Source organism: Amycolatopsis eburnea (assembly GCF_003937945.1).
Taxonomy (GTDB): domain Bacteria; phylum Actinomycetota; class Actinomycetes; order Mycobacteriales; family Pseudonocardiaceae; genus Amycolatopsis; species Amycolatopsis eburnea.
Genome location: NZ_RSEC01000032.1, coordinates 459,821 through 474,390, shown reverse-complemented (window position 1 = coordinate 474,390; position 14,570 = coordinate 459,821). Strand labels below are relative to the sequence as shown.

The 14,570-nt window shown below is 73.8% G+C and carries 13 protein-coding genes; 11 read left to right on the top strand and 2 right to left on the bottom strand.

What is annotated here, in order from left to right:
* The first annotated feature begins 372 nt into the window (after window positions 1-372).
* From EIY87_RS10130 to EIY87_RS10090, 9 genes are all read left to right on the top strand, one after another.
* The gene (locus tag EIY87_RS10130) at window positions 373-2,154 is read left to right on the top strand and encodes a hypothetical protein (RefSeq protein ID WP_125307396.1); all 1,782 of its coding nucleotides are present in this window, start codon (window positions 373-375) and stop codon (window positions 2,152-2,154) included.
* A 95-nt stretch (window positions 2,155-2,249) separates the two neighbouring features.
* Window positions 2,250-2,597 carry a hypothetical protein gene (locus EIY87_RS10125; RefSeq protein ID WP_225439802.1) on the top strand — a complete coding sequence of 116 codons (348 nt, stop codon included), beginning with the start codon at window positions 2,250-2,252 and terminating at the stop codon, window positions 2,595-2,597.
* 132 nt (window positions 2,598-2,729) lie between these two features.
* Window positions 2,730-3,899 (top strand): ADP-forming succinate--CoA ligase subunit beta, encoded by a 1,170-nt coding sequence (sucC, locus tag EIY87_RS10120; protein WP_125307395.1) that lies wholly within the window; start codon window positions 2,730-2,732, stop codon window positions 3,897-3,899.
* Between the two features lies 1 nt (window position 3,900).
* Window positions 3,901-4,791 (top strand): succinate--CoA ligase subunit alpha, encoded by an 891-nt coding sequence (gene sucD, locus EIY87_RS10115; protein ID WP_125307394.1) that lies wholly within the window; start codon window positions 3,901-3,903, stop codon window positions 4,789-4,791.
* 207 nt (window positions 4,792-4,998) lie between these two features.
* Complete coding sequence (locus EIY87_RS10110; protein WP_125307393.1) at window positions 4,999-5,784, top strand: DUF5336 domain-containing protein; 786 nt, start codon at window positions 4,999-5,001, stop codon at window positions 5,782-5,784.
* Between the two features lie 145 nt (window positions 5,785-5,929).
* Window positions 5,930-7,381: a cell division protein PerM gene (locus EIY87_RS10105; RefSeq protein ID WP_125307392.1), complete on the top strand. Its 1,452-nt coding sequence runs from the start codon at window positions 5,930-5,932 to the stop codon at window positions 7,379-7,381.
* A gap of 77 nt (window positions 7,382-7,458) precedes the next feature.
* A complete protein-coding gene (purN, locus tag EIY87_RS10100) occupies window positions 7,459-8,076 on the top strand; it encodes a phosphoribosylglycinamide formyltransferase (protein ID WP_125307391.1) in 618 nt (205 codons plus the stop codon).
* Window positions 8,066-9,625, top strand: a complete 1,560-nt coding sequence (gene purH / locus EIY87_RS10095; protein WP_125307390.1) for a bifunctional phosphoribosylaminoimidazolecarboxamide formyltransferase/IMP cyclohydrolase — start codon at window positions 8,066-8,068, stop codon at window positions 9,623-9,625. The genes purN and purH overlap by 11 nt, the downstream gene beginning before the upstream one ends.
* A gap of 25 nt (window positions 9,626-9,650) precedes the next feature.
* Window positions 9,651-10,388, top strand: a complete 738-nt coding sequence (locus tag EIY87_RS10090) for a hypothetical protein (RefSeq protein WP_125307389.1) — start codon at window positions 9,651-9,653, stop codon at window positions 10,386-10,388.
* Here the strand turns inward: EIY87_RS10090 and EIY87_RS10085 are convergent.
* Together EIY87_RS10085 and EIY87_RS10080 are read right to left on the bottom strand one after the other, a co-directional pair.
* On the bottom strand, window positions 10,385-11,143 hold the full coding sequence (locus EIY87_RS10085) for a hypothetical protein (protein ID WP_125307388.1): 759 nt from the start codon (window positions 11,141-11,143) through the stop codon (window positions 10,385-10,387). The two genes, EIY87_RS10090 and EIY87_RS10085, sit on opposite strands and share 4 nt — an antisense overlap.
* A 147-nt stretch (window positions 11,144-11,290) precedes the next feature.
* Entirely contained in the window at window positions 11,291-11,770 is a 480-nt protein-coding gene (locus EIY87_RS10080) for a GNAT family N-acetyltransferase (RefSeq protein WP_125307387.1), read from the bottom strand.
* A 211-nt stretch (window positions 11,771-11,981) separates the two neighbouring features.
* Here EIY87_RS10080 and EIY87_RS10075 point away from each other — a divergent pair, with 211 nt between their 5' ends.
* Window positions 11,982-12,680: a hypothetical protein gene (locus EIY87_RS10075; RefSeq protein WP_125307386.1), complete on the top strand. Its 699-nt coding sequence runs from the start codon at window positions 11,982-11,984 to the stop codon at window positions 12,678-12,680.
* 283 nt (window positions 12,681-12,963) lie between these two features.
* Window positions 12,964-14,568: a DNA polymerase Y family protein gene (locus EIY87_RS10070; protein WP_449657940.1), complete on the top strand. Its 1,605-nt coding sequence runs from the start codon at window positions 12,964-12,966 to the stop codon at window positions 14,566-14,568.
* Window positions 14,569-14,570 lie beyond the last annotated feature (2 nt).

Below are 14,570 nucleotides of genomic sequence, written 5' to 3'. Positions count from 1 at the left end.
ACGAGAGGCATCTGCGCCCGAGATCCCGGCGGTCTCTCCGGTGGCTCGACCCGTCGCTCCGGCTCGTCTGCCCATCAGTGCTCCGGTGGGGCTTGCCGGCCATCCCGCTGGCGGTGTCGCTGATCCGTCCGGCCACATCGGCTTCCCGGTGGGCTGCCGCACCGCCGGTCGATCTCGACTGACCTCGTCGGGGACCGCTCGAGCCCCGGCACCGCACCGGGTAACCGTCCCCTCATCGGCCTCCCAGTGCCCCTCCGCGCCGTCGCGCCCGTGCCCGCTCCCCGAAACTCCCGTCACCCCTCCCGGCCCGTTCGCCGACTCGCGCCCCGCCGACACCTCCCACCCGGCCCAACCTTGCTAGCGTCGCCCGCAATGCCCCCACGCTCAGAACCCCCAGGCCGAAGCGCCCCCGGCTCCCCGGCTCGCCAGGCCCCTCCGGCCGGCGAGCAGGCCTGGGCCGAAGCCGACCGCCCCCAGACCGTCGCCCTCGGCCTCGCCGCGGCCGGTGCCGTCGCTCTCGCCGCCGGTGCCCTTGCCCACGTCTCCCCGGACGCCGGTCCGGGGTTCACCAGCTGGCCCTGGCTGGCCGTGCTCGCGCTGGCTCCCGTCGTCGCCGCGATCGTGGCCGCCGGGAAACGGCCCGCGCTGGCCGGCGGGATCGTGCTGGGGCTAGCCGCGCTCGCGCCCGGGCGGCTGGTGCTCGACCTCCAGTTCGCCGTCAACGGGCCGCTCGCCGTCCGGCCGGAGCTCTACCTCGCCGATCGGTTCGTCGGTGGGTCGGCCGTCGGTGCCGGGTTCTGGCTGCTGATCGCCGGGCACCTGCTCACCGCGGCCGCCGGGGTCGCGGCCTGGCGGGCGAGCCGGACCGGGGAGGAGCCCGAACGGCGGCGGTGGCGGCTGCTCGCGCCGTTGCTCGCCGTCGCCGCGTCGGTCGGGGTGCTGACCGCTCCCGTGTCCGCCACGAACGGCTTCCTCCTCGCGCGCGCGTCCTTCGAAGGACCGTGGCCCGCCCTCGCCGGGTACCTGCTGCTCGCCGCCGCCCTTCCGCTGGCCGCCGCGCTCGCGCTCGCCGCGCCCGCCGAACGGACCGCGCGCGGGGCGCTGCTCGGGCTGGCCGCCGGTGCGTTCGGCGTCGCCGTGCCGCCCGTGCTCGCCGGGCTCCTGCGCGACGACCTCGGCGTCACCTGGGGGCCTGTCCTCGTCCTCCTTATGACGGCTGTCATAGGCGCGCTCGCCTTCACCCGGCTCACCGAACGGCCCGCGCAGGATGAAGCCGACCTCAAGATCCCCGGCCTCTTCTGGTGGCGGCTCGTCACCGGCCTGCTCGGCCTCGCCACGGCGGTCGCCGCGGTGATCGGGAGCTTCGCGCCGCAGGTCGCGGTCACCGCGCTGAACCCCGGGGCCACCGCGCCGGTCAGCGCCGCCGCCGAAAGCCCGGCTCGCTGGTTCCTGCTCGTCGCCGCCGTCGTGCTGGCCGTGGCCGCGCTCGGCGTCCTCGTCCCCAAGACCGCTCCCGGCGCGCGGCCGCTGCTCGGGCTCCTCTGGGCCGGCATCGTCCTCGCCGGCACGGCCGTCCTCAACACCGCGCTGACCGCCACCCAGGCCGGCAACCTCGGCGGCTTCGGGGGCACCGCCGCCCCCGCCTTCACCTACGACCTCGGCGCCGGCGCCGCCTGGACGTTCGCCGCGCTCGTGCTCGCGGCGCTGACCGCGCTCGCCGCCGCCGGGACCGGGGTCGTCGAACGCGAAGACGCCGGGAACGCCGCCGAGCCGGACAAGAACGTGCTGACGCCCGTCGTCGCCGGGGCCGTGCTGGCCGTCGCCGGGTTCGGGCTGCCCGTCTTCACCGTGCCCGGCTACGTCGCCGCCGGGCTGTGGTCGGACTTCGACACCCCGTCGTGGGGGCTGCTGACCGCCGCCGTGGCGGTCGTCGGCGCGGCCGCGCTCGCGCTGCGGTCCCGGCCGAAGCCCGCGGCCGCCCTGCTGACCGGCGCCGCCGTCCTCACCGGCCTGCACGCCGCGGAGCTCCCGCTCGTCGGCGGGACGCTCGGCGGCGCGAGCCCCTCGACCGGGTTCTGGCTCGCCCTCGCCGCCGCGGTCGCCCTGCTGATCGCGGCCGCGCTGGCCGCCGCGGGCGGACGCCGTGGCGCGTGACCGGATCGCACCCGCCACCGGTGGGCGCCGCCGTGAGACCCCATCGCGGCCGAGCCTGGCCGCCACCGTGAAGCACCCCGCGGGCGGACGCCGCCGTGAGACCGCGTCGCGGCCGGGCCGGGCCGCCACCCGTCCCGCAGGCGGACGCCGTGGCGCGTGACCGCCTCCGGGTGCTGCTCGTCGAGTTCGCCCGTCCCGATCCCGCCGCCACCGCGCTGGGCCGGCTCCTGCGCGACGAAGGCGTCGAGGTCGTCCACGCCGGACCCCTGGCCACCGAAGAGCAGATCCTGCGCACCGCCGAGCAGGAAGACCCCGACGCGATCGGCGTCCTCGGCGCCCCGCCGTCGGCGGAACTCGAAGGCGCGCTGACCGGTTTCCGCGTCTTCACCACCCCGGAAAAAGCCCTCCGGTGGGCGGTCTCACACCGCGAGAACACCGTCTGACCGCGTACGGTGACCGACTTCACCAGGTGCGGAGTCCCCGCCGTTCACGCAGGTCGCTAACCTCGACTGGTCCGACAGCGCGGTCCGGTAACGCGGACCACCACAGTGGCGTGTCGTCAGGAGACTGGAGTAGTGGACCTCTACGAGTACCAGGCGAGGGATCTCTTCGCCGCCCACGGAGTACCGGTTCTGCCGGGCTCGGTGGCTAGCACCCCCGAAGAAGCCAAGACCGCCGCGGAGCAGATCGGCAACCAGGTCGTCGTCAAGGCGCAGGTGAAGGTCGGCGGCCGCGGCAAGGCGGGCGGCGTCAAGCTGGCCCAGACGCCCGACGAGGCGAAGGAGAAGGCGGAAGCCATCCTCGGCCTCGACATCAAGGGCCACATCACGCGCCGCGTGCTCGTGGCCGAAGCTTCGGACATCGCGTCCGAGTACTACTTCTCCTTCCTGCTGGACCGCGCGAACCGCACGTTCCTGGCGATGGCGTCAGCCGAGGGCGGCATGGAGATCGAGCAGCTCGCGGTCGAGCGGCCCGACGCGCTCGCGAAGATCCCGGTCGACGCGATCGCCGGCGTCGACAAGGCGAAGGCGCTCGAGATCCTGAAGGCCGGCAACTTCCCGGCCGAGATCATCGACGAAGCCGCCGACGTGGTCGTGAAGCTCTGGGAGACCTTCGTCTCCGAGGACGCCACCCTGGTCGAGGTCAACCCGCTGGTCCGCGACCCGCAGGACAAGATCATCGCCCTCGACGGCAAGGTCACCCTCGACGAGAACGCGGACTTCCGCCAGCCGGGCCACGAGGCCCTGGTGGACAAGGAAGCCGAGAACCCGCTCGAGGCGAAGGCCAAGGCCAAGAACCTCAACTACGTCAAGCTCGACGGCCAGGTCGGCATCATCGGCAACGGCGCGGGCCTCGTCATGTCCACTTTGGACGTCGTGGCGTACGCGGGCGAGAAGCACGGCGGCGTGAAGCCGGCGAACTTCCTCGACATCGGCGGCGGCGCGTCGGCCGAGGTCATGGCGGCCGGGCTGGACGTCATCCTCAACGACACCGACGTGAAGAGCGTCTTCGTCAACGTCTTCGGCGGCATCACCGCCTGCGACGCGGTGGCGAACGGCATCGTCGAGGCGCTGAAGATCCTGGGCGACGAGGCCAGCAAGCCGCTGGTCGTCCGCCTGGACGGCAACAACGTCGTGGAGGGTCGCAAGATCCTGGCGGACGCGAACCACCCGCTGGTCACCGTGGTGGACACAATGGACAACGCGGCCGACAAGGCTGCCGAGCTCGCCGCGGCAGGTGCGTGAGATGTCGATCTTCATCAACGAGAACAGCAAGGTCATCGTCCAGGGGCTCACCGGCTCCGAAGGCACGAAGCACGCGACCAAGATGCTGAAGTCCGGCACGAACATCGTGGGTGGCGTCAACGCCCGCAAGGCCGGCCAGACCGTCACCATCGAGGGCAAGGACCTCAAGGTCTTCGGCACCGTCGAGGAGGCGATCAAGGAGACCGGCGCCGACGTGTCGGTCATCTTCGTGCCGCCGAAGTTCGCCAAGGACGCGGTCCTCGAGGCGATCGACGCCGAGATCCCGCTCGCCGTGGTCATCACCGAGGGCATCCCGGTGCACGACTCCGCCTACTTCTGGGCGCACGCGGTGGCGAAGGGCAACAAGACCCGGATCATCGGCCCGAACTGCCCCGGCGTGATCAGCCCCGGCAAGTCGAACGCCGGCATCATCCCGGCCGACATCTCCGGCCCGGGCCAGATCGGCCTCGTGTCGAAGTCCGGCACGCTGACCTACCAGATGATGTACGAGCTGCGGGACATCGGCTTCTCCACCGCGGTCGGCATCGGTGGTGACCCCATCATCGGCACCACGCACATCGACGCCCTCGAGGCGTTCGAGGCGGACCCCGAGACCAAGGTCATCGTGATGATCGGCGAGATCGGTGGCGACGCCGAAGAGCGCGCCGCGGCCTACATCAAGGAGAACGTGACGAAGCCGGTCGTCGGTTACGTCGCGGGCTTCACCGCGCCCGAGGGCAAGACCATGGGCCACGCGGGCGCCATCGTGTCGGGCTCCTCCGGCACGGCCGCCGCGAAGAAGGAGGCCCTCGAGGCCGCCGGCGTCAAGGTCGGCAAGACCCCGAGCGAGACCGCCGTCCTCGCGCGTGAGCTGTACAACAGCCTCGGCTGACGACTGCGTGTAACCGCTGGTAGAGCCGGGCACCCACAAGGTGCCCGGCTCTACTGCGTCCGGGTACGAAACCTCCGGAGGGATTCACGCGTCTGGTGGGCTGAGGGCTTGAGAGTGCGCTAGCGTTCTGCGCACACAAGCCGCCTCGTCTTCCCCCGGGTGCCCGCGTGCCCCGGAGTGCCGGTCGAACCGACAGGAGTGCATCCGATGACCTTCCCCAGCGGCGGGCCTGGCTACCCCCAGCAGGGTGGCGGCCAGCAGCCCCCCGGACCGCCGCCCACCGGTGGCTTCCCCCAGCAGCAGCACTCGGCCCCGGCGCCCTCGGGGTCCGGCCCGGCGGGCCTGCCGCAGAACCTGCCGCTGCTGCTCGCCCTGGTCGTCACCGGCATCAGCCTCGTGGAGTACTTCCTCGGGTTCGTCGACACCGGCGAAGTCGGCCTCGGCGGGGCCTTCCTGCTCGGTGGCGGTCTGCTCGCCGCGCTCCACGTGCTGCCGAAGGGGCCGCGGACGCTGCCGTTCGCGGCGCTGTTCAGCGTGCTCGGCGCGCTCGACGTCCTGGACACGCTGATCGGCCTGCAGACGACGCCGGGTGTCGTCATCGTCATCCTGATCCTGGCGTTCCTGCAGGCGGCGGCCGCGGTCGGCGCGCTGCTCATCGAGCACGACGTGATCAAGCCGCCGTCGCCGAAGCCCGCCGCGCCGTCCTACGGCGGCCAGCAGCAGTACGGCCAGCCCGGCCAGCAGCAGCAGTACGGTCAGCCGGGTCAGCAGTTCGGCCAGCCGGGCCACGGCCCGGGCCCGGTCGCCCAGACCGGCGAGCCGTCGGCGCCGTTCTCGCAGCCGGGTCAGTACGGCTCGCCGAACCCGCCGTCGACCACGCCGCCGCCGGGGCAGCAGGCCACGACGTACGCCCCGCAGCAGGGCTCGTTCTTCCAGCAGCCGCCGTCGGACAACCCGGGCACCCCGCCCGGTGGCTTCGGCAAGTCGAACTGACGCGGTCCGTCGGAACACCCGCTGTGACGCTGAGTGTCACAGCGGGTGTTTTGCACTTCAGGGGTTACTCGACCGGGTGGGTTAGCTTCCCCACTCCCGTCGGCGGCGGCGTGGCTCACCCGGTCGGACCAGCCCGGATGTCAGGGTGCGGATCATGGACCTGCTCACCGACGCCCGCGAGGAGCCGGTGAGCGACCTCGATCCCGACGTCGGACTCTCCCGGGCGGCGCGGGTGCGGGTGTTGCTCGCCGCCGCCCTCGGCCCGCTGGTCACCGGCTACGCCGCCGTCGCGACCGCGCTGACCCTGGTCGCGCTCACCGCCGACCGCACCGTCTTCTCCGGCACCGGCGTGCTGCTGGCCGCCGCGCCCGGCTGGCTCGCCGCGCACCAGGTCCAGCTCGGCTTCGGCGGGCACCCGCTCGGCGTGCTGCCGCTGCTGCCGACGCTCGGCGCGGCCCTGCTGGCGGCGCGGACCGCGGCCGGCGCCGCCCAGCGCCTCGGCTGCCGCTCGGTCCGCGAAGCGCTCCCCGTACTGCTCACGATCACCGGCGCGCACGCCGGGTTCGGGCTGGCCATCGCGCTCGGCACGCGGGGTTCGGCGGTGTCGGCGAACCCGCTGGCCGCCTTCGCCGTCCCCGGGCTGCTCGCCGCGGTGGCCGCCTCCGCCGGTCTCACCCGGTCCTGCGGGCTGCCGGACTTCGTCGCGGACCGCCTCGACCCCCTCGCCCTGCGCGGGCTCCGGGCCGGCGCGCTGGGCTTCGCGGTGCTCGTGGCCTGCGGTGCCGTGGTGTTCACCGTCGCGACCGCGGTGTCGTGGGCGACCGTGTCCGACATCTACGAGCCCGCCTTCGGCGCCAGCTTCGGGCTCTTCCTGCTGTCGGTGCTCTACCTGCCGAACGCCGTCGCCGCCGCGCTGTCCTTCGTCACCGGGCCCGGGTTCTCGATCGGCGACCTGAACGTCGGGATGTTCGGCTACCGCGGCGGCGCCGTGCCCGGCGTCCCCCTGCTCGGCGGCCTGCCCGAGCACCACGCGGCCTGGTGGCCCGCCCTGCTCGTGCTGCCCGCGGCGGCCGGCGCGCTGGTCGGCTGGTCGCTGCGCAAGGTCGACGCCGACCCGGCGCAGCGCATCCGCGCGGTCGCGGTGGCCGGCGCGGTCGTCGCGCTCGGCTGCGTCCTGCTCGGCACGCTGGCCGGCGGGCGGCTCGGCGACGGCCCGTTCGACCCGGTGAGCGTGCCGGTGGGGGTCGCGTCCGTCGTCGCGTTCTGCTGGATCGTCATCCCGGGGTCGTTCGTCGCGTTCTTCACGGGCGAGCACGAGCCGCCCGCGCCGCCGCCGGAGGCGCTCGAAGACAACGAAGCCTTCGAAGACGCCGACGAGGTCGACGTCGAAGAAGCGGCCGAAGCGATCGAAGAACTCGAATCCTCCGAAGAGAACGAACCAGACGAAGAACCCGGCGAGGACGCGTCGCTTTCACGTGAAAGCGACGCCGATGAAGAAGCGGAGCTTTCACGTGAAAGCGACGCCGAGCCGGACGAAGCTGTGACCAGAGGCACCGAGACCTGCGGCGACGTCGAGCCGGACGAGACCGACCGTTAGGGTTGACGCGACCTGGTGAAGCGCCGTGCGCCCGGCTGCGCACCGCCCGCGGCAAGGAGCCCGCTCTGTCTCAACGGTTGGAGCTGCCCACTCCGGTGAAGCTCGTCGTGCTCGCGTCGGGCTCCGGCACCCTCCTGCAGGCGGTGCTGGACGCCACCGGCCGGTCCGGCTTCCCGGCCAAGGTCGTCGCCGTCGGCGCCGACCGCACCGGCATCGAAGCCCTCACCCGCGCCGAGCGGTTCAGCGTCCCGGCGTTCACCGTCCGGGTCGCCGACCACCCCGACCGCGCCGCCTGGGACAAGGCGCTGACCGAGGCCGTCGCGGCGTACCAGCCCGACCTCGTCGTCTCCGCCGGGTTCATGAAGATCCTCGGCGAGCAGTTCCTCGGCCGCTTCACGGTGGTCAACACGCACCCGGCGCTGCTCCCGTCGTTCCCCGGGATGCACGCGGTCCGCGACGCGCTCGAAGCCGGCGTCAAGGTCACCGGCTCGACCGTGCACTTCGCGGACGCCGGGGTCGACACCGGGCCGATCATCGCCCAGGAAGCCGTCGTCGTGGAGCACGACGACACCGAAGACGTCCTGCACGAACGGATCAAGGCCGTGGAGCGCAGGCTGCTGGTGGAAACGATCGAGCGACTCGGCCGCGGTGGCTGCACCGTGGACGGACGAAAGGTGACATTTCGTGAGCACTGACCTGGGACGGCGCCCGGTCCGCCGGGCGCTGATCGGCGTCTCGGACAAGGCGGGCCTCCTGGACCTCGCGACCGGCCTGCACGCGGCCGGCGTCGAGATCGTCTCCACCGGCGGCACGGCGAAGACCATCGCCGACGCGGGGGTCCCGGTCACGCCGGTCGAAGAGGTCACCGGCTTCCCCGAGTCGCTGGACGGGCGCGTCAAGACGCTGCACCCGCGCGTGCACGCCGGCCTGCTGGCCGACCAGGGCAACCCGGACCACGTCGAGCAGCTGCGCAAGCTGGACATCGCGGCGTTCGACCTGCTGGTCGTGAACCTCTACCCGTTCGCGCAGACCGTCGCGTCCGGCGCGAGCCCGGAGGACTGCGTCGAGAACATCGACATCGGCGGCCCGGCCATGGTCCGCGCGGCGGCGAAGAACCACGGCAGCGTCGCGGTCGTCGTCGACCCGGCCCGCTACGGCTGGGTCGTCGAGCGCGTCGCCGGCGGCGGCTTCGACTTCGAGGACCGCAAGCGGCTCGCGGCCCGGGCGTACGCGCACACGGCGGCGTACGACACCGCCGTCGCTTCGTGGTTCGCCAGCGCGTACGCGCCCGCGGACGACGCCGGCTTCCCGGACTTCCTCGGCGCCACCTGGGAACGCGCCGACGTCCTGCGCTACGGCGAGAACCCGCACCAGAAAGCCGCGCTGTACAAGAGCGATCGCCCGGGCCTGGCGCACGCCGAGCAGCTGCACGGCAAGGCCATGTCCTACAACAACTACGTCGACACCGACGCCGCGCGCCGCGCCGCGTTCGACTTCGCCGAGCCCGCCGTCGCGATCATCAAGCACGCCAACCCGTGCGGCATCGCGGTCGGCGCGGACGTCGCCGAGGCGCACCGCAAGGCGCACGCGTGCGACCCGGTTTCGGCCTACGGCGGCGTCATCGCGACGAACCGGCCGGTCACCCGCGAGGCGGCCGAGCAGATCGAGAAGGTCTTCACCGAGGTCGTGCTGGCCCCGGACTTCGACGCCGAAGCGCTGGAGATCCTGCAGCGCAAGAAGAACATCCGGCTGCTCAAGCTGCCCGCGGCCCCGGCGTCGTCGATCGAGTTCCGCCCGATCTCCGGCGGCGTGCTGCTGCAGACCGCCGACGCGATCGACGCCCCGGGCGACAACCCGGCGTCGTGGCAGCTCGCCACCGGCGCCCCGGCCGACGAGCAGACCCTGCGCGACCTCGAGTTCGCGTGGCGCTCGCTGCGCGCGGTCAAGTCGAACGCGATCCTGCTGGCCGCCGACGGCGCGACCGTCGGCGTCGGCATGGGCCAGGTCAACCGCGTCGACTCCTCGCGGCTCGCGGTGTCGCGGGCGGGGGACCGGGCCAAGGGCTCGGTCGGCGCGTCGGACGCGTTCTTCCCGTTCCCGGACGGCCTGGAGGTGCTGGTCGAGGCGGGGGTCCGCGCGATTGTGCAGCCCGGTGGCTCGGTGCGTGACGCCGAGGTCATCGCGGCCGCGGAGAAGGCGGGCGTCACCATGTACCTGACGGGGACGCGCCACTTCGCGCACTGACTCGCGCTTCGAGAGGGAGGGCTCGATGCAGCAACCGCCGCAGTACGGACAGGGTCAGCAGGGGTACCCGGGCTATCCGCAGCAGCCCGGGTACCCGGGTTACCCGCCGCAGCAGGGCTATCCGCCGCCCGGCTACGGCGGGCCGATGCCGCCGCCGAAGAAGAAGCGCACCGGTCTGGTCCTCGGGATCATCGGCGGCGTGGTCGTGCTGCTCGGCGCGGGAATCCCGCTCGGCGTCTTCGCGAGCGACTACTTCGCGAGCACCGGCAAGGCGCCCAGCTCGTCGCAGCCGGCCGCGGAGTGCTCGATCCCGGCGCAGGTACTGGAAAAGGCCGGGTTCCCCAGCTACGTCGGCGGCAACCCGGGCAGCAGCGAAACGGTGCCGGGCTTGAAGCAGATCGGCTGCGGCTTCAAGCCGGGTCCGGACGAGAACGTCCGGGACGCCACCCTGAACGTCCGCGTCGTCGAGTACTCCGGCGAAGACGCGAAGCGGCAGGCGAAGGACAACTTCCTGTCGCCGAAGCCGGAGGGGGCGCCGATCGACGTGCCCGGCATCGGCGACAAGGCGGCACTGGTCCGCTTGGTCACGAAGAGCGCGTTCAGCGGCGCCGAGCTGCACGTGCTCGCCGGCGCGAACCTCGTCACGGTCGAGGTTTCCGGCTGGGACAAGGGGTTCTTCTCGAACTCGCCGATGCCGCAGGAGGAGTCCGACGCGGCCGTGAAGGCGGTCGGCGCCGAGGTCGTCAAGAAGCTGCCGCGCTAGGCGGGCGCGGGCAGCGCCTTGCAGAGCGCGACCGGGAACTTCGGCTCGGCCGCCCGGATGTCCGCGCAGCCCGCGGTCCTGGTCTGCGCGAACGACGTCCAGCCGCCGTCGCCCCAGCGGAACGCGGTGCGTGACGGCCCTTCGGTCTGCTTCACCAGCAGGTCGACGACCAGCCAGGCCGGGTCGCAGGCGCGGGTGGTCCCGGCGCTTTCGGCGCCCGCGGCGGACACCGCGGCGCCGATCCACGCGGGGTCGCAGTGGTCGGCGGGCGGCGCGCAGGTGCCCTGGCGGTCGCAGTGGCCCCAGCCGGCGCCGAGCTTGTGCCAGGCGTTGCCGGTGTCGGCGTTGAGGATCACGGTCCGGTCCGCGACCGGCTCGGACGTGGTCAGCCGCAGCTCGGCGGGCACCTTGTCCTGGCAGCCGCCCGCGGCGGGCCGCGTCGAATAGACGACGTCGGCGCGGATGTCGGTCTTCGCCTCGACGAGCTGCTCGATCCGCGGCTCACGGACGCAGCCGGGGTCCTTGCCGGGCAGCGCGACCTGCACGAACAGGGTGGTCGCGTCCGGCCCGGGACGGATCCCGGTGACGTCGGCGCGGAACGACCGCCACTCCGCGCCCATGGTCGTCGGCCCCGGGGCCGCGGCCGTGGCCCCGGGCACCCCACCACCCGCGGTCAGCACCACGGCGGCCACCGCGCCCGCCGCGACGAGCGCGCCGGCGATCCACAGGACCGGCCGTCTCCGCCGTTCGGTCATCGCCACCCCCAAAGTCCACCGGGCAATCTAGCCGACCCCGCGGCAGCCGGTGGCCGGACCGGGTTACTAATCCGGCCAAAGGTAGGCCGGCCCCCGAGCGGTACGTGCCGTTGCCGCGAAAATCATCCGGCCGTGACCGTGGTCGGATTAGTAACGACCGGCACCGTATTGGCGGGCCTTCTCCAGGTACACGGCGCCGACGATGTGGCCGCCGGCTTCGGGCGCGTCGGTCAGCCGGTAGCCCGCTCGCTGGTACATCGTGATGTTGCGGGCGCTGCGGGCCCCGGTGAAGAGGGCGAACCGGTGGGCCTCGGCGGGCGCCTGCGCTTCGGCGTGCGCGAGCAGGCGACGGCCCAGCCCGCGGCCGGCGAAGTCGGGCGCGACCATCAGCCTGCCGAGCTCCCAGCGGTCCGCCTCGAGCCGGGCGCGGACGGCGCCGATCAGGCGGTGCTCTTCCCGCAGCACCCACACCGACCAGGTCTTGGTCCAGTCGCGCACGTCTTCGAGCGATTCGTGCAGCGCGGGGATGTCGAGGGTGTCGTTCAGGATGGCTTCCTGGACCCAGCAGCAGCGTTGCAGGACCAGCAGTTCCGGGGCGTCTTCGGGCTGGGCGTCGGTGAGCTCCACGCGGTGTGTCTAGCCGGTCCGCCGCGGGCCGGGCAACTGGTTTGCCATGCCGCTTGTGGGTGACTTGACAGGTCTGGCGGTTCGCGGTTGACTGGTTCTTGTCGAACACGCGTTCGATACCGCCGCCTTCCCCGCGGCGGACCAGAGCCGTCGGTCGCGTTTTGGGAGAGGCCCGACCGCCGGCCCAGTCCGTGGTGGGGAGGTGCGTGCGGTGACCGCTGTGGTGGAGCCGCCGGTGGCCCGGCTGGCGGCCCTGCCCGGGGTCAGCACGGCGAGCCGGGTGGCGGCCCAGGCCGAGCGTGCGCGGGCGACGGGAAGGGTGTTCCCGGTCGCCGAGGCGCTGGCGGGCCTGCTGCCCGCCGCCGGGCTCCGGCGCGGGAGCACGGTGGCGGTCCACGGCTCGACGTCGCTGCTGCTCGCCCTCCTCGCCCCGGCCACGGCGGCGGGTTCGTGGGCGGCGGTGGTCGGCCTGCCCTCCCTGGGCCTGGCGGCAGCGGCCGAGCACGGCGCGGACCTTTCCCGGCTGGCCTTGGTGCCCCGCCCGGGCGCGGAGTTCCCCGCGGTGGTGGCGGCGCTGCTCGACGGCGTGGACGTGGTGGCGGTCCACTCGGAGACGGTGCTGCCCTCGGTGGCCCGCCGCTTGTCGGCACGCGCCCGCCATCGCGGCGCCGTACTGCTGGCGTCGGGGGCTTGGCCGGGAGCGGACGTCGAGCTGTCGTGCCGCCGCGAGGCGTGGACGGGCCCAGAGGAGGGCTACGGCCACCTGCGGCAGCGCCGGGTGGCGATCCGCGTCCACGGCCGGGGCTCGGCGGCCCGCCCGGTGTCGGCGGAGCTGCTGCTGCCCGGCCCCTCCGGCGGCGTGACCGAGGCGGTCCGCGGTGTGGCGCTGGATGCGGAGGCGACGGCATGAGTGTTGCCACGCGTACGGTTCGGGCGGTCCTGCCCGAGTGGCGGCCGAGCCCGACCCTGCCACCCGATCCTGCGGCCGACCACGCCGCGCACCGGTCTTTCGGCCGCGCGGGCCGCTGTTCGTGGGCAGTTATCCCAGCCCGGCGCGGCACCCCTGCTCGGCGGGCCCGCACACGTCTGCCCTGCGTCGGCGCGAGCTTCGGTGCGGCCGAAGCCGGCACCGTGCAGTGGTCCCTCGCGTGCGCGGCCAGGCAGTCCACTTCCGTGAGCCCGCGGGCGGCCGCATGACCGTCCCAGCCCAGCGTGGCACTTCCGACACCCCGGCCCGGATGCTGGTCCTCTGGTGCCCGGACTGGCCCGCGGTCGCCGCCGCGGCCGTCGCGGGGACACCGGTGACCGAACCCGCCGCCGTATTCAGCGCGAACCGGGTCGTCGCCTGCAACGCCGTCGCGCGCCGGAGCCGGATCCGGCGGGGGATGCGGCGGCGGGAGGCGCAGTCGAACTGCCCCGAGCTCGTCGTCTTCGCCGCGGACGACGGCCGCGACGCCCGGCTTTTCGAGCCCGTCGCGCGGGCGGTCGAGGCGCTCGTGGTCGGCGTCGAAGTCGTGCGGCCGGGGCTCGTCGCGGTGCCCGTCGACGGCGCCGCGCCCTACTTCGGCGGCGAACACGCGCTCGTCGAGCGCCTCGTCGACGAGGTTTCGGCCGCGGCCGGCGTCGAATGCCAGGTCGGGATCGCCGAAGGGCTCTTCGCCGCGACGCTCGCCGCCCGGCGCGGGGAGTTCGTCGCACCCGGGCGCGTCGCCGAGTTCCTCGCGCCGCTGCCCGTCACCGAGCTGGATCAGCCGGGCGCCGAGCGCGCGGAGCTCGTCGACCTGCTGCGCCGCCTCGGCCTGAAAACGCTCGGCGCGTTCGCCGAACTGCCGGAGCGCGACGTCGCCAACCGCTTCGGCACGGCCGGGCTGCTCGCCCACCGGCTGGCGCGCGGCCGCTCCGAACGGCCGCCGCTGCGCCGTCGCCCGCCGCCGGAGCTGACGCTGACCGAGGAGTTCGACCCGGTCGTCGAGCGCGTCGACGTCGCCGCGTTCCTCGCCAAGGGCCTCGCGGCGCGGTTCTGCGCGGGCCTCGCCGGCCACGGCCTCGCCTGCACCCGCCTCGGCATCCACGCGGTCACCGAAGACGGCGAACACCTCGGCCGCGTGTGGCGCTGCGCCGAACCGCTGACCCCGGCGGGCGTCGCCGACCGCGTCCGCTGGCAGTTCGAGGGCTGGCTGCGCGCGCCGAAGGGCCACCGCCCGACGTCCGGCGTCGTGCGGCTGCGCCTCGAACCGGAGGAGACGGTCGAAGGCCGGTCGCTGCAGCTCGCCCTCTGGCAGAACGGCGGCTCCGACGAGGAAGACGAGCGGGCGGCCCGCGCGTTCGTCCGCGTCCAGGGCCTCCTGGGGCCGGAAGGCGTGCTCACGCCCCTGCTCGACGGCGGCCGCGACCCCGCGGGCCGCGTCCGCCTGGTGCCGTGGGGCGACCCCCGCGAGCGCACGAACCCACCGGACGCGACCTGGCCGGGCCGGCTGCCGTCCCCGTCCCCGGCGACGGTCCTGGACCGCCCGGTCCCCGCCCAGGTCTTCGACGCCACCGGCCGGGCCGTCGCCCTCACCCCGCGCGACCAGCTCACGGCACCCCCACGCGACCTGACGATCGGCGGCGCGCGCCGGAAGGTCGTGGGCTGGGCGGGCCCGTGGCCGCTGACGCCGGACCGCCGTCGCCCGGGCCCCCGCCGCGCCCGGCTCCAGCTGCTGCTCGCCGGCGAGCGCGACGAGCCACCCGAGGCGGTGCTGGTGCACTGCGCGGGCACGGAAAATCCACTGTGGACGGTCGAGGGAGTGTACGACTGAGC

Bases quoted from the DNA above. Each gene is read 5' to 3' on its own strand.
- EIY87_RS10130 (WP_125307396.1), top strand. From the start codon at position 373: ATGCCCCCACGCTCAGAACCCCCAGGCCGAAGCGCCCCCGGCTCCCCG.
- sucD (WP_125307394.1), top strand. From the start codon at position 3,901: ATGTCGATCTTCATCAACGAGAACAGCAAGGTCATCGTCCAGGGGCTC.
- EIY87_RS10110 (WP_125307393.1), top strand. From the start codon at position 4,999: ATGACCTTCCCCAGCGGCGGGCCTGGCTACCCCCAGCAGGGTGGCGGC.
- EIY87_RS10090 (WP_125307389.1), top strand. From the start codon at position 9,651: ATGCAGCAACCGCCGCAGTACGGACAGGGTCAGCAGGGGTACCCGGGC.
- EIY87_RS10085 (WP_125307388.1), bottom strand. From the start codon at position 11,143: ATGACCGAACGGCGGAGACGGCCGGTCCTGTGGATCGCCGGCGCGCTC.
- EIY87_RS10070 (WP_449657940.1), top strand. From the start codon at position 12,964: ATGACCGTCCCAGCCCAGCGTGGCACTTCCGACACCCCGGCCCGGATG.